The 17,245-nt window shown below is 56.0% G+C and carries 15 protein-coding genes; 11 read left to right on the top strand and 4 right to left on the bottom strand.

Going from position 1 to position 17,245, the window contains the following annotated elements:
* Positions 1–32 precede the first annotated feature (32 nt).
* The 3 genes from GOX75_RS12895 to GOX75_RS12885 form a co-directional block, all read right to left on the bottom strand.
* Entirely contained in the window at positions 33–290 is a 258-nt protein-coding gene (locus GOX75_RS12895) for a DUF4242 domain-containing protein (RefSeq protein WP_171123675.1), read from the bottom strand.
* Positions 291–317: 27 nt separating this feature from the next.
* Complete coding sequence (locus GOX75_RS12890) at positions 318–3,890, bottom strand: AAA family ATPase (RefSeq protein WP_171123673.1); 3,573 nt, start codon at positions 3,888–3,890, stop codon at positions 318–320.
* Between the two features lie 93 nt (positions 3,891–3,983).
* Entirely contained in the window at positions 3,984–4,862 is an 879-nt protein-coding gene (locus tag GOX75_RS12885) for a LysR substrate-binding domain-containing protein (RefSeq protein WP_171123671.1), read from the bottom strand.
* 118 nt (positions 4,863–4,980) lie between these two features.
* Between GOX75_RS12885 and GOX75_RS12880 the strand changes: the two genes are divergently transcribed.
* Together GOX75_RS12880 and GOX75_RS12875 are read left to right on the top strand one after the other, a co-directional pair.
* Positions 4,981–5,730: an SDR family oxidoreductase gene (locus tag GOX75_RS12880; RefSeq protein WP_171123670.1), complete on the top strand. Its 750-nt coding sequence runs from the start codon at positions 4,981–4,983 to the stop codon at positions 5,728–5,730.
* 17 nt (positions 5,731–5,747) lie between these two features.
* On the top strand, positions 5,748–6,155 hold the full coding sequence (locus GOX75_RS12875; RefSeq protein WP_171123668.1) for an ectoine synthase: 408 nt from the start codon (positions 5,748–5,750) through the stop codon (positions 6,153–6,155).
* A gap of 381 nt (positions 6,156–6,536) precedes the next feature.
* Here GOX75_RS12875 and GOX75_RS12870 read toward each other — a convergent pair whose 3' ends face one another.
* Entirely contained in the window at positions 6,537–7,190 is a 654-nt protein-coding gene (locus GOX75_RS12870; protein WP_170353340.1) for a GntR family transcriptional regulator, read from the bottom strand.
* Here GOX75_RS12870 and GOX75_RS12865 point away from each other — a divergent pair.
* The 9 genes from GOX75_RS12865 to GOX75_RS12825 all read left to right on the top strand — a co-directional run bounded on the left by GOX75_RS12865 (position 7,189) and on the right by GOX75_RS12825 (position 17,230).
* Complete coding sequence (locus GOX75_RS12865) at positions 7,189–8,481, top strand: Gfo/Idh/MocA family protein (RefSeq protein WP_254428779.1); 1,293 nt, start codon at positions 7,189–7,191, stop codon at positions 8,479–8,481. The two genes, GOX75_RS12870 and GOX75_RS12865, sit on opposite strands and share 2 nt — an antisense overlap.
* Before the next feature lie 100 nt (positions 8,482–8,581).
* Complete coding sequence (gene dctP, locus GOX75_RS12860; protein ID WP_171123666.1) at positions 8,582–9,592, top strand: TRAP transporter substrate-binding protein DctP; 1,011 nt, start codon at positions 8,582–8,584, stop codon at positions 9,590–9,592.
* Positions 9,593–9,622: 30 nt separating this feature from the next.
* Entirely contained in the window at positions 9,623–10,198 is a 576-nt protein-coding gene (locus tag GOX75_RS12855; RefSeq protein ID WP_171123664.1) for a TRAP transporter small permease, read from the top strand.
* Complete coding sequence (locus tag GOX75_RS12850; protein WP_170328647.1) at positions 10,195–11,490, top strand: TRAP transporter large permease; 1,296 nt, start codon at positions 10,195–10,197, stop codon at positions 11,488–11,490. The genes GOX75_RS12855 and GOX75_RS12850 overlap by 4 nt, the downstream gene beginning before the upstream one ends.
* Positions 11,457–13,382, top strand: a complete 1,926-nt coding sequence (locus GOX75_RS12845) for a bifunctional sugar phosphate isomerase/epimerase/4-hydroxyphenylpyruvate dioxygenase family protein (RefSeq protein WP_371808166.1) — start codon at positions 11,457–11,459, stop codon at positions 13,380–13,382. The genes GOX75_RS12850 and GOX75_RS12845 overlap by 34 nt, the downstream gene beginning before the upstream one ends.
* Positions 13,379–14,206: a citryl-CoA lyase gene (locus GOX75_RS12840; protein WP_371808167.1), complete on the top strand. Its 828-nt coding sequence runs from the start codon at positions 13,379–13,381 to the stop codon at positions 14,204–14,206. The genes GOX75_RS12845 and GOX75_RS12840 overlap by 4 nt, the downstream gene beginning before the upstream one ends.
* Complete coding sequence (locus GOX75_RS12835; RefSeq protein WP_254428780.1) at positions 14,196–15,383, top strand: Gfo/Idh/MocA family protein; 1,188 nt, start codon at positions 14,196–14,198, stop codon at positions 15,381–15,383. The genes GOX75_RS12840 and GOX75_RS12835 overlap by 11 nt, the downstream gene beginning before the upstream one ends.
* A complete protein-coding gene (locus GOX75_RS12830; protein WP_171123660.1) occupies positions 15,373–16,047 on the top strand; it encodes a hypothetical protein in 675 nt (224 codons plus the stop codon). The genes GOX75_RS12835 and GOX75_RS12830 overlap by 11 nt, the downstream gene beginning before the upstream one ends.
* Positions 16,040–17,230: a Gfo/Idh/MocA family protein gene (locus tag GOX75_RS12825; protein ID WP_171123658.1), complete on the top strand. Its 1,191-nt coding sequence runs from the start codon at positions 16,040–16,042 to the stop codon at positions 17,228–17,230. The genes GOX75_RS12830 and GOX75_RS12825 overlap by 8 nt, the downstream gene beginning before the upstream one ends.
* Positions 17,231–17,245 lie beyond the last annotated feature (15 nt).

Raw genomic sequence — 17,245 nt, 5'->3', positions numbered from 1 at the left:
TGATTTTTGATCCGTAAGAGAACGGTTGGGCTTCAGGCAAAAATTCCGGGGTCGATCCTGTCGACCGGCGTAATGACGTCGGCTGGAATATTCAGCCTTTTGGCCGCCTTGCGCAGACTTTCTTCGTCCGGGGCTTCGTACAGGCAGTAGGTTTTTCGCTTATCCGCGCTGAGGAACGAGAAAATCCACTCGATCCCTTCTTCGTCGTTGATTTCTTTAATCTTGATCTTGTCGTCGTCTGTTACATCAAGCTGTTCTGCAAAATTTCTTTCGATAATGTATCTTGGCATCATGCTCCCCCAAGCATTTTTAAGGGGTCAAACGGCAGTTCCTTCAAGCTTTGACCTAAGGGAAACCATACTTAATTTTTGTGCCGTTGCCAACGCTTCCGCTTCCAGTTGAAATGCCCGGCGTATGTCGGTCGCGCGCCCTCGACGCCGCAGCGCCGAGGCAAAAGCCGCCTTGCTATGCGCAATCCAGGGGACCGAGGCCATCCGCGTGTCGATCTCGATTGCCTTTTCGAAAAGGCGCTCGGCCGCCTCCCAATCCGCCAGCAAAGCGGCAAGGCTGCCCAGACGCCGCGCTGCGGCACCGGCACACACCGTGGTTGCGCCTGCTGTAATCGTCAGCTCTTCGTAGGGTTTGAGAATTTCAAAAAGCGCTTCCGCGTGCCGCTTGTGTTCGACGGCGACGCTGATGTCAGAAAGGTAGGACAAGGTCGTCGTATACATCGCGTCGGGCGGCAAAACGAAATTGTTTTCAGCCATTTCGTTAAGAATACGTTCGGCCGGTTCCTTGTACCCAAGCTCGGCTGCGATCAGCCCGAACCCCGGTTTCCAAGCGACATCGCCGGGGCTTTCCGACATCAGCTTCTTGATGACTGGCGCCACTTCGTGCAATCGGTTCTGTTCGCGACGGATCGTGAACATCTGAACGCCATAGACGCCTTCGACATGCTCACCATGCGTCTTTCGGCCAATTTTGACGGCTTCTGTCGCGTGTTTCTCCGCCGCCTCAAAGTCTCCGTCCATTATGGCAACCATTGCGCGCGCATGTTTTTGCACCCAGTAAAGCTGTAGGTGATTGTCCTTTCTGGATATTTCGGTCAACAACTCAAGCGAGTGCTCCATGAGCTGGCGATCTGCCATTTCCGCACCCACAAACAGGCTTAGGGTTCTGTCGCGACCCTGATCAATGCTGCCAAGCTTTTCGGCAACTTTGTGCATTGCTTCTAGGTTCTCGCGCCAGTTACGTGCTTCGCTTTCCTTTCTGGCGACAAAGGGCGCGCCATAATGCATCATCATGACCGAAAACTGGGACTTGTGATCCCCAAGTTTCGCTGAAAGCTCCATGGCAAGCTGTCCATATCGGGAACCCTCGGCTAATTGGCCGACAAAGATATAGGCCCGTGCAAGCTGGCTTATCAGGCGGCAGCGGCGGGTTTCATCTTCTTCCGGCAGGGCGTCCAGAGCGTCTCTGCAAAGCTCTATGGCTTCGGCGTGTCGTTCGCTGGACATCATGCAGGAATCCGCAAAATGGTTGGCGGCATCCGCCGCCAATCCGATATCGCCAATCTGACAGGCGGCGTCTGACGCCTTCTTGAGAACCGCAATCCCTTCCGGCAACTCGCCAAGGCTGTCATAGCTTCTGCCAACAAGAATCTGCCCGACAATCGTTTCCACGCTGATCCCAGCGCCCATATTTTGGGCCGCCATAAGCGCCTCGCGCGCATTGGACATTGCCTCTTGGCTGGCGGACCGGGCAAGGGCCATTTCGGTTGCTGTGCGCCACTTGTCGAAAGCAGCGGCCCAGTCCTCGGCCTCGGATAAATGGCGGGCGACCAGTTCGGGCCGGCGTGCAATTTCGGCGGATCGTAGCGTATTCAGGGCCTGTGCGACATCTGCATGTTGTTGCCGCCGGGTAGAGCCAAGCATGGATTGATAGGCCGTGTCGCGGATCAGGGCATGGCGAAAGACAAAATGCCCACGGTTATGCCCGCTTTCGAAAATCAGGCCAGTACGGGACAACTCATCCAGACTTGTCTGAACGCTTGACTTGTCTTCTCCCATGGCAGCGCCCAGCAAGACCGGGTCGAACTCACGGCCAATGACCGACCCCGTCAGCGCAACCCGCTTTGCGGTTTGAGAAACGGCGTCCAGACGGGCCATCAAAGCACCCTTGAGCGAGGAGGGAATGGCGACGTTGTCCTGACCTCCGGCCTCTAGGATTGCGCGCGTCAGTTCCTCGACAAACAGCGGCACGCCGTCGGTTTTTTCGATGATCAGATTGATCATCTTCTGATCAGGCTCTGCCCCCGAGATATTGCGGATTAAATTCGCGACGTGAGCGGAATCGAAGCGCCGCAATTTCAGTGTTTGAACATGCGCTTCGCCTTCGCTCTTGCCCAACTCCCATTCTGGTCTGTGGGTAATCAGGATCATCAGGCGTAGGTCGGCACAGATCGTTTTGAACCGCTCTAACAGGGCCTGAGTCGACGGGTCGATCCAATGCGCATCTTCCACGCACAGGATCACGGGTCGTGCGTTCGACCGTATCTTGACCGTCTTGATCAGAGTTTGGATCGTAAGGTCGCGTTGTTCTTGTGGTGACAATTCAAGAATCTGTCGGGCCAGCGCACTGCGCGGGGCAACCAGAGCGGCGAAAACCGGCAGAACCTTTTCCAGATTCAGCCCGGGGCGCGAACTGAGCATGTCGCGCACACGTTCCAAAATTTGATTGTCGTCGAAATCGGGCTCGACACCTGCGTCTTGGGAAATTCGTTCCGTGACCGGATGGAAGGGACTGCTGGTCAGGTATGGAGAACAGTTCAGCCGGATAACGTCTGCCTGATCATCCGTCGTGCAGTCAGCCAGGAACTCTTCTGTCAGACGGGATTTGCCAATGCCCGGTTCGCCCGACAGAAGAACCACCTCGCCCTGTCCGTTACGGGCCCTTTGCCACGATTGTAGAAGGATGCCCTTTTCGTAGTCCCGCCCAATAAGGGCGCTGGTGCTTTCGTCCCCGTGGGAGGCCTTGAACCGGCTTTCGGCACTGCGTTCGGCCACCACCTCTAACAAGGTTCGGGGGTCTTTGAACCCTTTCAGATCCACTTCCCCGAGCGTTTCAAACTCAAAGATACGATGCAGGGCAGCTTCGGTTTCTTCTTCGGGAACGACAACCGTATTTGGTTTTGCATGTTCCTGAATCCGTGCCGCCAGATTGAGGGTCGGGCCGGTCATGGCGCCTTCCTCATAAGTGTTTTCGGTGACGGTGTCCCCGACCACGACATCGCCGCTTGCGATGCCCAGCCGTGCCGACAGTTGGTCCCCATCAGGTGTTCGAAGCTCTCTGACGCGGTTGATCGCATCCAACCCGGCCTTGACCGCGCGAATGGCGTGATCTTCGTAGGCGCGCGGCCAGCCGAAGAATACAAGAAGCCCGTCGCCCAGATATTTCGCCACGTACCCGCCATATCGACTGACGGCCCCTGCGACTGCGTCCTGATAGTTCAGCAATAAGATCCGCATGTCCTCTGGGTCCAGCCGGTTCGTCAATTCGGTCGACCCAACAAGGTCAGCGAACATAACCGTCAGGTGGCGTCGCTCGGCGACCGGGCTTGCGCTGTCCGATGTTTCTGGCACAGGGGGTGGTCGGGTGGGCCGGTCGATGGGGTCTGTGTCCACAGCCTTGGGCGCGGGCGCGTCATCGGGTGTCAGATCAGAGATCGCCGCCAACAGAATTTTGCGATGACCGAGGCTGACGCCTAATTCCTTCAGGTCTTCCGCGGTCAAAAGTGGCAAGACCCGCGCGTCAACGTCATTCTGGACAAAAGCGTCAACATACTGGTCCAGACCAAGACCGTTCAGCCAATTTTGGATCCCAACTCCCATCTTTGGATCATGCTGAGTTGTTGAATACTAATCAAGAACGTCGAGTCTGAACCTGTAGGTGGTGATGCTGACTTCGGTACAACAGGCAAATCCTCAAATCGACATGAGCCATTTCTTGAAAATTCTCACCGAGACCCGCTCCTGATCGCCGGGGCGACAGACGAAATACAGCCCACGGTCCAGTGGGACGCTGCTGTCATCCAGGCGGATTAGTCGGCCAAGTTCCAAGTCTCTGGCGGCCAGCAGGTTTCTTGCCAATGCCACGCCCTGTCCGTCAATAGCGGCCTCCAACAAAACGGCGCTATCCACGTATTTGACACTCTGTGACTTGATCCGCTCGGGGCTTAGCCCAACCTGCGCAGCCCAACTTTCCCATCCAACGTTGAAGGCGTCGTGCAAGAGCGGGAGGTCAGCAACCTCCTCGGCGTGCATCGGTCGTCGTTGTTTTTCAACAAGCGATGGCGCGGCGACGACAATCAACTCTTCTTGCTTTATTTGCTCGTGATACAGCTCGCCCCAGCCGGGCTTGCCGAAACGCAGGGCTATGTCGACCTCGGACCTGTCGAAGTCCGCATAGGCGTCATTTGTGTCCAGCAGCAGGGCGATACCCGGATGCTCCTGTTGAAACGAACTGAGCAATGGGACAAGCCATTTGAGCGCCAGAGATGTGGACAACGACACTGTAATCGACTGGCGATGACGAATCCGCTTTACCTCTGACACACCCAGTTGCAATGCGGAAAACGCCCCTCGCGTCGATTGATACAAGCGTTCCCCGGCCTTGGTCAGTTCGACTCCATTGGGACGACGATGAAAAAGCACCGCGCCAAGATGCAGTTCCAGTAGCTTGATTTGACGGCTGATCGCCCCGTGGGTGACGTTCAGCACATCCGCTGCCTTTGTCAGGCTGGAATGGGTCGCCGTTTCATCAAACGCTTGAAGGGCCCGTAGGTGTCTGAGATTTTCCCTCATGTGAGAATATCTAACATCAGGATACCAAAAACTCGATAGTACTGTTTCCTTTCCAGCAATTAGGCTGATTTCGTTTGAGTAAATCTCATAAGTAGCCTGCCTGAAGAAAGGAAAGATCATGCCCGAACTTAAGGTCGCCCTGATGACGGGAACCGGACAAGGTATCGGCCGGGGATGCGCCATTGAAATGGCGAAAGCCGGCTACAAGGTCTCGCTGATGTCCCCATCTAACCGTTCGGTTGAACTGGCAGAGGAACTTGGCGGTATTGGACGCAGGGGGTCCGTGCTGGATGTCGATGATCTGCAAGCAATGATCGACGACACCATAAGCAAGTACGGGCGGATTGACGCGATCGTCAGTAATATGGGCCACGGTGGGACGGTGCCCGAAGCCATCAAAACCGTCGGATTCGATCCGGATTTTGACGGGCCGCTGCTGGAGCTCAGCGATGCGCTTTGGCACGAAAGTTTGGACATGTACGTGCTGAACGTTGTCAAAATTGCCCGCATCCTCACGCCCATATTGATCGAGCAGGGCGGCGGTGCATTCGTCAATATCTCATCCATGAACGCTGTAGAGCCGCGTGCGCCTTACCCCATGAGCATGCTGCGCGGTGCCTTGCACAGTTTCTCGAAGCTGTATGGTGATCGTTACGCCCGGCACAACATTCGCATGAACAACCTGCTGCCCGGATTCTGTGAGAATGTGAACCTGTCCGATCGGGCCCGTCGGGAAATCCCCGCCCAACGGCCCGCTACCTTTGAGGAAATCGGGCAGGCCTGCGTGTTTCTTGCCAGCGACGCCGCGCGGTATATCAATGGTCAGAGTATACTGTCCGACGGTGGAATGAACCGGGCGGTGCGATAGCAAAAAGGCGGAGAAAGATGATTGTTACAGCACTTGCAGATATCCTTGAGACAGATCGGGACGTCTCTGGTCCCGGGTGGAGCAGCCGAAGGTTGCTGCTTGCCTCTGACGGATTGGGGTTTTCGCTGACGGACACGATCATCAAAAAGGGCGCTGTGCTTGAGCTTGAATATAAACATCATTTCGAGGCGTGCTATTGTATCGAAGGTAAAGGGCAGATCAGGGCGTTTGACGATGACACATGGCACACCCTTGAGCCATTCACCCTGTATGCGCTGGATCTACACGACCGGCATGTGGTGCGTGCGACAGACACGGACCTGCGGCTAGTCTGCGTTTCCAATCCGCCGCTAAGTGGACGGGAAGTGCATCGCAAGGATGGAAGCTATGCGCCCTTGGATCACGATGATGGCGGCGAGGTCTGAACAGCCCAACCAAGGATGCGATGTGCGGCGCAGTTTCAACTCATGCAACGCCCGAGCAGCGAATCCCAACACCTTTCGCAGGTGAATTTTCATCTGCTGTTATCCGGATTGTCACCCAGTGCACATTCCACGCAAAACCAACGGCGGGAAGTTCACGTACCTAACGGAAAATGAGGGGGATAATGGTAGCGGAGGTCCGTCTTGGACACAAACCCCACACATTAACACTCTGTAAAATATGCGTGCCGTGACCTTCAAGGGGTAAGCCGAAAGGTCAATTGTCGTAGCGGTGCCCTGACTGGCGAATTCGATCAAAAGAAATTCGCCTTTACCGCGGTGCCCTGCGTTGAAGGCCGTCGCTTTTGCGGCAAGGGGAATGTCCTACATAGCCTCCAAGGTATGCTGGAGGCCATTTCGAATGTGATCTTCCAACAGCCTCTTCGCCGTGTCGGCGTCTCTGGCCAGCGCGGCATCGAACATGCCCTTGTGCTCCTTGACGGCCTCTTCGCCGCGATAGGTCAGCACGAGCATCTGATACCGCAGATATTTGTCGTAGATAATCGAGTGCAGAGACAGAAGGTTCTTGGAGTTGCAGGCCGCGATCATCGCTTGGTGAAACTCCCAATCATATCGTTTCCAGGTTTCTTTCTCGGACTCGTCGCCCTTGAGAAGCTGCTGTTCCATCAGGTGCAGTTTGTGGTGTGCGGCAACGAGGTTGCCTTCCCAATCCGTGTCGCCATTCGCAATGGACAATTCCAACGCGTGGCATTCCAACAGGACTCGCAGCTCTGATATCTCGGTCAGGTCTTCTCGTGATACTGGTGTGACCAGGAAACCCCGTTGCTCGGGAGCTTCGACAAATCCGTCGCTGGCGAGCCTGTTCAGCGTTTCACGAAGTGTCGAAAGGCTTGCCGAGTAGCGTTCCTTCAAGGCGTCCAGCTTCAGTTTGGAGCCGGGTTGCAGCTCCCCGAAGATGATATCCCGCTTGATGCGCTGATAGGTGCTTGCACCTATCGTAGACGGCTGTTTCGCCATGCGTTTCACCCGATATTATCAGTTTCCTCGTTCAATTAGCATTTTTGAGAGACATCAGCAATCCAAACTGATGTATGTTAAAAATAAAAATATCATACATTATTGCGGAATCGCGAAAACCCCAATACGGTCGTGGCCAAGTTGGGCAAAGCAGCCCGATCGCAATCATCGGTTTCGGGATTTTCCAGACCCTCCGGAAGGAAGCAAAGTGTCTAAGAACTTTCGCATTGCCATTGTCGGCATTGGCCTTGTTGGACGCCGCCACGCAGACGCTGTCCGAGCGTTGCGCCATGTTGATCTCGTCGCGGTGGTCGACCCCAGCGATGAAGGTCGTGCTTACGCCGTTGAGCACGGAGTCGCATGTTACGCGACCCTTGAGGAAATGTTTGCAGACCAGGCGCCGGACGGAGCTGTTCTTGCGACCCCTACCACGCTTCATGTCGAACAAGGCCTCACGTGTGTTCGAAATGGGTGTCCCGTTCTTGTCGAAAAACCGATCGCTGTAGAAGCCACCGCTGCACTTGAGCTTGTTCACGCAGCGGAGCAGGCCAATGTGCCGCTGATGGTCGGACATCATCGCAGACACAATCCTCTGATCCGGTCGGCTAAGGAAGCCATTGCCGATGGGAAGATTGGAGATGTGCGCGCTGTCCATGCGAATTGCTGGTTCTATAAGCCAGACGAGTATTTTGATGCTGCGCCCTGGCGAAAGAAACCAGGTGCAGGGCCCATCTCGGTCAATCTGGTCCACGACGTCGATCTTCTGCGGTATTTGGCCGGAGAAGTCGTGACCGTTCAGGCTCAGTCGGCTGTATCCAAGCGCGGTTATGACAACGAAGATGTTGCCGGTGCTCTGTTGACGTTCGAAAGTGGGGCGATTGGGACCATAAGTGTGTCCGACAGCATCGTTGCTCCATGGAGCTGGGAGATGACGTCTCAGGAATATCCAATCTATCCTTCAACCACTGAGAGTAGCTACATGATAGGTGGCTCTCATGGTTCGTTGTCCGTTCCCGATCTTCGCCTGTGGAGTTACCAGAGTGAGCAAAGGGACTGGTGGACGCCAATCTCATCGACCGCGCTGAAGAAGGGGGCGTCTGACCCTCTTGTCAATCAGCTTAGGCACTTTGTTGAGGTAGCTCGACACGAAGCAGAACCGATTGTGTCTGGATGGGAAGGCTTCAGAACGCTTCAAGTTATTGAAGCTATTCAGAATTCCTGCAGAACAGGTGATACGGTCAGGATCAAAAACTTACAAAAAACACCAGTGGTAGGTATGACGGCAGTCTAAAATATCAGATATTTTGTAAAAAATCTTGCAAAATGTCCAAAATAGGTCAAAACTCTGAATCGCAAAAAAGAAGCATCATGATGTCTCAGGGAGGAGCAAAGTGATTACCAAACTTACCCGCCGGGCTGTTGTATCAGCCCTGGTCGCAACCGGTGTTCTGTTTAGCGCAACAAGTGGTGCGCTGGCGGAAGACAAAGTCCAACTTCGCCTCGCAACATCAGGGTCGGAGACCGATCAGCGCTCGGTCGCTATGGCCGAGGTTTTCGCGCCCATGGTCGCTGATTTCGCAAGCTACGAGCCCAGCTATAACGGAACCATCTTCGCCCAAGGCACCGAGTTGGACGCCATCAGCCGGGGTAACCTGGAAATGTCGATCACCTCGGCGCAGGAACTGGCACAGTTCTTCCCCGAGTTTTCGATCTTTACCGCAGGCTATGTCCACCAGGACGCCGCGCATCAGGTGGCTGTCTTCAATGATCCCTTGATGGATGCCTTCAAGCAAAAGGCCGAAGAAGAACTGGGCGTCAAACTGCTGTCGGTCATGTATCTGGGCCGTCGTCAGGTGAACCTGCGCCAGCCCAAGGATGAGCTGACTGTCAGCACTCCGGCTGATCTGGAAGGTGTAAACCTGCGGATGCCGGGCACAGATGCGTGGCAGTTCCTTGGCAAAGCGCTGGGTGCCGCCCCGACACCAATGGCGTTCTCAGAGGTTTACACAGCTCTGTCGACCGGTGCCGTTGACGGTCAGGACAACCCATTGCCGACCGTGGTTGATGCCAAGTTTTACGAAGTGACCAATCAGATCATCCTGACATCTCACTTGGTCGACTTGAACTATATCGCCATTGGCAAAGAGGTTTGGGACGGGCTGACACCGGAACAGCAGGCTAAAGTTCAGGAAGCAGCCGACGCAGCCGCTGAGTCGGGCCGTCAGAAGCAGCTTCAAAAAGAAGAAGATCTGGTCAGTTTCCTGAAAGAGCAGGGGATGGAAATCTACGAACCTGATCTGGCAGCCTTCCGCAATCAGGTACAGTCCATGTATCTGGATAGCGAATTTGCGGGTTCCTGGCCGGATGGTGTTCTGGACCAGATCAACGCGCTGGGCAACTGAGACCAGTAAATCGAGGGAGGGAGAACCACAATGAAAACCTTTATAAAGGGGTTCTCCCGACTGACCGAAGCGATTGCCGGCGGGATGCTGGCGGCAATCTTCCTGATCTTCCTTCTACAAATACTTCTGCGGTACTTCTTTACCCCCGCTGGCTGGACTCTGGAATTGATCGGCATCCTCTGGGTCTGGGTGATCTTTTTTAGCTGCGCTTTCATCGTGCGCGAGAGGGATCACGTGAAGTTCGACATCATCTACCTTTCGGTGCCGATGCGCGTGCGTCAGGTCTTTGCGATGCTGGCGGCCGCGGCGATTGTGGTCGGGATGCTCTACAGTTTCCTGCCGACGTGGGACTACATCGACTGGATGAAAATCCGCAAAACCTCGACTGTGCGCAATCCGTTCTCGGGTGAGAAGATACCGCTGCGCACAGTATTCTCGATTTACGCGGTATTCATGTTGGTCGTCGCAGCGCGCTACGCTTGGCTATTCTTCGACGTCATGCGCAATGGCCCCCCAAAGACAGAGTTGGAACTGGTTGTTGGGTACAACGTGGTTGACGACCATCCCCGTGTCGACGTCGAAGAGGACGAGGAAGTTAAGAAATGAGTTTTGAACTTCTTTCCTGCCTGCTCGCTCTCTTTCTTCTGGCAGGCATCGGGACACCTATCGGCTATTCCATTCTCTTGGCCTCATTGGTGTATCTGGGCACAGCCGGACTGGACGTAGCACTCGCAGGCGAGAAGATCCTGCAGGGCTTCTACAAAAGCACGATCCTGCTTGCCGTGCCTTTGTTCATCGTCGCCGCCAATATCATGAACGCGGGCTCGATTACGGACCGTCTGCTGAACTTCTGCGTCGCTGCGGTCGGGCGGTTCAAGGGCGGCCTCGGGCACGTCAACGTGGTAGCGTCTCTGATCTTTTCGGGTATGTCCGGGTCGGCTGTCGCGGATGCTGCGGGGATCGGCAAGATCATCATTGAGATGATGACCAAGGATGGCCGCTACAGCCGAGGTTATGCTGCCGCGATCACAGCGGCATCGGCCACCATCGGTCCGATCATTCCGCCCTCGATCCCAATGGTTTTGTACGCGCTCGTTTCCAAGGCCTCTATCGGGTCGCTGTTCCTGGCCGGTATTCTGCCGGGCCTGATCATGGGCGTCGTCCTCATGGCGATGAACTATTATCTGGCCGGAAAGCGGAACTTTGCATTGGAAGAACCTGTTCCTCTGCGCGAATTGCCGGCTAAAACCGCCAACGCGTTTCCGGCACTGCTGATGCCCGCAATCCTGCTGTACGGTATATATGGCGGCGTCACCACTCCGACCGAAGCCGCCGCAGTTGCTGCATTCTACGCTCTGCTACTGGCAGCGTTGTTCTACCGCGCGCTGACCTTCCGTGGCCTTTATCAAGTGTTCGTCGACAGCGCGCGCTCCTCCGCCGCCGTCGGGGTGGTCATTGGTGGCGCGTTCATTCTGAACTTCATCGTCATTCAGGAACAGATTCCACAGTCGATCTCGGCACTGCTGGAGGGTTCGGATGTTAGCCCGATTGTATTCCTGATCCTCGTAAACCTGCTGATCCTCGCGCTGGGGTGCGTGTTAGACGCAACAACGATCATCCTGGTGATCGTGCCCCTGTTCATTCCAACCTGCGAAGCGCTCGGGATTGATCTGGTGCATTTCGGAGTGCTGGTCGTCGTGAACTCAATGATCGGTTTGATCACGCCGCCCTATGGCATTCTACTCTTTGTGATCAATGCCGTGACGGACATTCCGCTGCGCGAAATCATCTCCGAAATCTGGGCCTTCCTCGCGGTTCTCATCTTCGCCTTGGTGATAATGATGCTGATGCCGGATCTGGTCCTGTGGTTGCCGCGTATGTTTGGATATCAGGGATAATGTGCCTGTCGGTTTCGACAACGTCGATCCCCGGTGATCTGGCTGAAAAGCTGAGTGCTATCGCTGACGCGGGATTCGGGGGTGTCGAATTACACGAACCGGATTTGACCGCTTTTGACGGACCGCCATCGCAAGTCCGCAAGATTGCATCGGACCTCGGCCTGAAGATATGCCTGTTACAACCCTTCCATAATCTTGAAGGCCAGCCCGAAGCCGGACGTGAGCGCGCCTTTGATCGACTGAAGCGCAAACTCGACCTGATGAGCGAGCTGGGAACGGAATTGCTTCTAATCGGGTCCGCTTTCGAGGCCGATGCCGCTGCGACCGAAGAACAGGTAGTAGCAGACCTTGGCCAGGCGGCCCAAATCGCTAAAGAAATGGGGATGCTTCTGGCCTATATGGGCTTGCCATGGTCGGATCTTATTCACTCGGATGAACAGGCGTTAGGCGTCGTTGATGCTGTCGACAGCCCTAATCTGGGGTTGGCTTTGAATTCCTTCTTCTCGCTTGCCGACGGATCCAAACCAGCCCGCCTTCGGGACATTCCCGGAGAGCGGCTGTTCCATGTGCAACTGTCCGATGCACCCCGGCTTGAGATGGATATACGTCGGCTCAAGCGGCACTTTGGGCTTCTGCCGGGGCTTGGGTCGCTGAACCTTGCGGGCTTCGTTCGCGTGTTGTCCCGCGCCGGATACAAAGGGCCTTGGTCGGTTGCACGCGTCAACGAAGCAGCTCCTCAACCCGGTGGCCGAACACTGGCCCGAGACAGCTACAGGTCGCTGGTGAACCTCCTGGATGAGGTATCCCGGACCGAGCCGGGAACCGATTTCGGCATCCCGGACCTGCCGGAACGCGTCTATGCGTCAGGCTTCGAATTCGTCGAATTTACAGCCGACGAAACAAGCGGCGCGCAGCTGGCAGATATGTTGTCAGCAATGTGTTTTCGAATGGAGCGAAAACACGTATCCAAGTCCGTCGAGCTGTGGCGGCAGGGCGCGATAAACATCGTTGTGAATACCGAAAAGGAAGGCTTCGCACATTCGGCATTTCTGGGCCACGGCCCCTCGGTCTGCGACATGGGGTTGCGCGTCAAGGACGCGGATCAGACGGTTCAGCGCGCGACCGCGCTGGGCGCGCCGAATTTCTCACAGCCGGTGGGGACCGGGGAACTGGACATCCCGGCCATCCGAGGTGTCGGCGGCAATGTCGTCCATTTCATAGATGAGAAATCCGATCTGCATCGAGTTTGGGACATCGAGTTCGAGCCAGTTGCCAAAACCAAAGCGACCCAGCCTGCCGGTCTGCGCCGTATCGACCATCTGGCACAGACCATGCGTCACGATGAGATGCAAAGTTGGCTGCTTTACTACATTTCAACTTTTGAGATGGCAAAGTCTCCTATCGTGAACGTCGCCGACCCGTCCGGTGTCGTGCAAAGCCAGGCTATCGAAAGTCCCGAAGGCGAAGTGCGCCTGAACCTGAACGGGGCCGTTGGGCGTAGAACACTGGCAGCGTCATTCCTTGAAGATGGGTTTGGGGCCGGTGTTCAGCACATCGCCTTCCAGTCGGACGATATTTTTGAAACGTCGAATCAGTTGCGCAAATCAGGCTTTCCCAGTTTGACGATTCCAGAGAACTACTACGCCGATCTGCAGGCGACCTTCGGATTGGATGACGATTTGGTCGCCCAATTGCGCAGGGGGAACATTCTCTACGATCGGGCGGCGGGTGCTGAGTATTTTCAGATATACAGCTGCCCCATCTTTAACGGCTTCTTCTTCGAAATTGTTGAACGCCGTATGGGCTATGCCGGTTATGGCGCGCGCAATGCACCCATTCGCCTTGCTGCGCAAAGCAAAACCCAGCCGTTGAAAGAGGTGCAGACGCAATGACCGCGCAGATGACAGACGATGAGCGCGCCGTTCGCCAATGGTGGCGTACCTCCATCATCGACATGAAACCCGGGCATATCTCTTTTCGTGGCAACGCCATAGAGGACCTGATCGGAAACGTATCTTTCCCGCAGATGATCTGGCTTATGGTGCGGGGCGATCTACCCAGCGACGCGCAAGCGCGCCTGTTCGAAGCCGCTTTGGTCGCAGGCGTGGATCACGGCCCACAGGCTCCCTCAATCGCGGCTGCGCGTATGGCCGCCACCTGCGGGGTAGGTCTCAATAACGCGATGGCGACTGCGGTGAGCATGCTGGGCGACGTGCACGGCGGGGCAGGAGAGCAGTGTGCAGAGCTGTACTATGATATCGCAGCTCGCATGGATTGCGGAGCATCGTTGAATGACGCAGTGAAGGACGGTCTGGACAGCTGGCGCGAGACCTATGGCAAGATCGTCTCGGGCTTTGGTCACAGGTTTCACAAACCTGTCGATCCACGCGCACCCCGATTGATGCAACTTGTTCGAGATGCGGCGGCAGAAGGCACAGTTTCTGGCCGGTTTGCCGATATCGGAGAAGAGGTTCAAGCCGAACTCGGTCGTCAACGAGGCGGTCGGCCAATTGCTATGAATATTGACGGCGCGACAGCTGTGATCTTCTGCGAACTTGGCTTTCCTGCGCCCTTGTCGCGAGGGCTGTTCTGCCTGTCCCGCTCGGTCGGAATACTCGCCCACGCTTGGGAACAGATGAACCAGGGTGGCCGCAACAAAGGGCCGATGCCCCCTAATTACTTACCCCTCTACGAAGACAGGAATGATGACACGTGAGACATCGAAATCCTTCCGGGTCGGCCTTATCGGCTGTGGTCGTATCAGCGATATTTATCTAAAAACACTATCCAAATTCTCAAACGTTGAGGTCGTGGCTTGCGCAAGCCTTGACCCTCCGGAAAGCCGCACCAAGGCAGATCAATACGGTATCGCCAAGGCCTGTGCGCCAGATGGGGTGTTTGACGATCCGACGATTGACTGCGTTCTGAATCTGACAATTCCGGCGGCGCATGCCGAAATCAGCCTGCGTGCGTTGGAGGCGGGCAAGCACGTCTATTCCGAGAAGCCGCTGGTTATGGATCGAACGGATGGTAAGACGATTCTGCACATGGCCTCTGAAAAGGAGCTACTGGTCGGTTGCGCACCCGACACATTTCTGGGCGGTCGTTGGCAAACCGTTCGGCGCTTGATTGATGAGGGTGCCATTGGCAAACCGACAGGGGTTTTTGCCCATGTCGGTACCCACGGGACGGAACGCCACCATCCCAACCCGGATTTCTACTACCAGGCCGGTGGCGGGCCCTTGCTGGACCTTGGGCCATATTACCTGACCGCCATGGTTTGCTGCCTTGGTCCGGTTGACCGGGTCGCCGGAATGGCGCGATGCACTTTCGACAAAAGGATGATCGAAAACGGCCCTCGCAACGGCGAATGGATGGACGTCGAGGTCGACACGCACTCCCTTAGCCTGCTGCAGTTCTCCTCCGGAGCTATAGGGTCGATGACCATGAGCTTCGACGTCTGGGACAGCGAAACGCCGCGGTTCGAGATCTACGGTGAAAAAGGCACCATCAGCATCCCAGACCCAGACCCGGTTCATGGTGCCAATATCTTTCAAGGGGATGTTTGGCTGAAAACGCGGGACACCTCGCGCTGGTCTCATCAGCCCCGTCCAACAGGTCGCGAGGACTGGCAAGTGGTCGAAAACAAACATGGATTCAATGAAGACAGCCGCGGGCTCGGCCTTTTGGATCTGGCCCTGGCGGCGCAAGAAGGACGCCAACCCCGCGCAAGTGGAGCGCTCGCCTACCACGTTTTCGAGGTCATGGACGCGATCGAACGGGCACCAAAATTTGGCGCCTATCAGACGATAGAAAGCCGTTGCGCGGCTCCGGAGCCTTTGCCGGTCGATTTCCTTAACGATGAGAGGAAGGAATTGGTTCATGACGATTGAGACACTCGACTTTGCTCAGCCATTCTTTCGCGTCCAGCACATAACTGACGAGCGCAGAATTTCTATCGAGGGTCGCGCCATCGTCCTTAACCTTGGGGGGCGAAATCTCTCTGTCGAGGATCAGACCATTGCACCGCTTTCCTCTGTGATCGTGCAAGACAGCACGCTTAGCGGCGTGGAACGTGCAGTCATTGTCCACGATTTCGACGCCCATGCCAATGACAACGAGTTGTTCGCATGGGTGAAAGATACATGGCCATCTGCTTTTGATGTTCGCCAAGAGGAGCGTTTACGCGGTGTCAGCCACTACATGTCGCCAAAGGTCTTTGTGGGTAACGTTGGGCTGACCATGTACCATTCCGGCTCGGTGCCGCTGAATGTCGGATTGCACAAGGATCATCCGTTCTGCCCGGTACCGGGGTTTCGCGAAGTGCATACACAAATCGTAGGCTTTGGGAAAATGCAGCAATGCCGTGAGCGGGATGTTGAATCCCTTTACCTCGAAGAATTCATGGCCCCCGGCACGACGCACAAACCGATGTATGACGCCGAAGGCAACTATCCCTGGCATCAGTACGAGACGATTACCCCCAGCATTTTCATGGCGGTGGAAATGCTGCCGGAAGGCGTACGGGTCCCGGAAGTGGAGGTTCAGAATGGCTGAGAGACTTTTACCCGAAGACCTGAACTTTGACGGACCTTTCCCCCGCCTGTCTCGCCGTTTGCGGCTGGGTGTTGTTGGCGGAGGACGGATCTCTGTCACGCAGGCAACGGCTGCGCGGATGACCGACCGGTGGGAGGTCACTGCAGGCGCGCTCAGTTCAGATGCCGCGCGCAGCAAGGCGCGCGGAGCTGAGTGGTTCTTGCCAGCAGACAGGTGCTATGCGTCCTTCGACGAGATGGCAAAGGCCGAGGCGGCGCGCCCGGATGGCGTAGATGCCGTCATGATCACTACCCCGAACCACGTTCATTTTGAAGTCGCCAAAGCGTTTCTGGAGGCGGGTATTGACGTGCTGTGCGACAAGCCCCTGACCAACGAAGTCGACGAGGCCGAAGGGCTTGAGGACATTACCACGCGCACGGGACACATCTTTGCTGTCGGCTATGCGATGTCGTGTTTTCCATTAATCCGTCAGGCCAAACAAATCGTGGCCGATGGAGGCATCGGAAAAATCAACCAAATCCATGTCGAGTTCATGCAAGACTGGATGACGCCCGATGATGTGGCTGATGCGCCCCACGTCAAATGGCGGCTGGACCCAAAGATTTCTGGTCCGACCAGCTGTGTCGGCGATATCGGCACCCATGCCGCGCATCTCGCCAGTTTTGTCTCGGGCCTGCCCTTGACCGACTTACGGGCTGAGTTTCATGTCTGCGGCGCGCCAAAGCCTTTGGAAGACACAGCATTCATGTTCACCCGCTATCAAAACGAGGTTCCGGGAACCCTGATGGCGACACGCCTTGCCCCCGGGAATCGGGGAGGGTTGCGGTTGCGCATATTCGGGAACGAAGGAGGTCTCGAGTGGGACCTGGAAAATTCGGAACAGCTGAAGTTCAATCGGTTCGGTGAGCCGGATCGTATCATCAGCCGAGGTCACGGGCATGGCATCGGCCCCGGCGCAGAACGTCTAATCCGGACCGCGCGCGGCTTCCCAGAAGGGATTATCGAAGCCTGGGCCAACCTCTATACGGAATTTGCTATGGCCGTAGCCGCGCGTCGGGATGGCGTTACCGTTCCGGATGATTGGCTTACTTATCCCAGTGTCGAACAAGGTGCAGATGGCGTCCGGTTTATTGGAGCCTCCGTGCGCTCTCACCAGTCCGGAGGTGACTGGGTCACTCTCTAAGGCTCTGCCAACAAG

Source organism: Ruegeria sp. HKCCD7251 (assembly GCF_013031165.1).
GTDB lineage: Bacteria > Pseudomonadota > Alphaproteobacteria > Rhodobacterales > Rhodobacteraceae > Ruegeria.
The sequence above is the reverse complement of the archived record's forward strand: the minus strand, read 5'-3'. Positions and strand labels throughout refer to the sequence as shown.

Excerpts from the sequence above, each read along its gene's own strand:
- GOX75_RS12895 (WP_171123675.1), bottom strand. The coding sequence starts at position 290 with ATGCCAAGATACATTATCGAAAGAAATTTTGCAGAACAGCTTGATGTA.
- GOX75_RS12890 (WP_171123673.1), bottom strand. The coding sequence starts at position 3,890 with ATGGGAGTTGGGATCCAAAATTGGCTGAACGGTCTTGGTCTGGACCAG.
- GOX75_RS12885 (WP_171123671.1), bottom strand. The coding sequence starts at position 4,862 with ATGAGGGAAAATCTCAGACACCTACGGGCCCTTCAAGCGTTTGATGAA.
- GOX75_RS12880 (WP_171123670.1), top strand. The coding sequence starts at position 4,981 with ATGCCCGAACTTAAGGTCGCCCTGATGACGGGAACCGGACAAGGTATC.
- GOX75_RS12875 (WP_171123668.1), top strand. The coding sequence starts at position 5,748 with ATGATTGTTACAGCACTTGCAGATATCCTTGAGACAGATCGGGACGTC.
- GOX75_RS12865 (WP_254428779.1), top strand. The coding sequence starts at position 7,189 with ATGCGTTTCACCCGATATTATCAGTTTCCTCGTTCAATTAGCATTTTT.
- GOX75_RS12870 (WP_170353340.1), bottom strand. The coding sequence starts at position 7,190 with ATGGCGAAACAGCCGTCTACGATAGGTGCAAGCACCTATCAGCGCATC.
- GOX75_RS12855 (WP_171123664.1), top strand. The coding sequence starts at position 9,623 with ATGAAAACCTTTATAAAGGGGTTCTCCCGACTGACCGAAGCGATTGCC.
- GOX75_RS12850 (WP_170328647.1), top strand. The coding sequence starts at position 10,195 with ATGAGTTTTGAACTTCTTTCCTGCCTGCTCGCTCTCTTTCTTCTGGCA.
- GOX75_RS12840 (WP_371808167.1), top strand. The coding sequence starts at position 13,379 with ATGACCGCGCAGATGACAGACGATGAGCGCGCCGTTCGCCAATGGTGG.
- GOX75_RS12835 (WP_254428780.1), top strand. The coding sequence starts at position 14,196 with ATGACACGTGAGACATCGAAATCCTTCCGGGTCGGCCTTATCGGCTGT.
- GOX75_RS12830 (WP_171123660.1), top strand. The coding sequence starts at position 15,373 with ATGACGATTGAGACACTCGACTTTGCTCAGCCATTCTTTCGCGTCCAG.
- GOX75_RS12825 (WP_171123658.1), top strand. The coding sequence starts at position 16,040 with ATGGCTGAGAGACTTTTACCCGAAGACCTGAACTTTGACGGACCTTTC.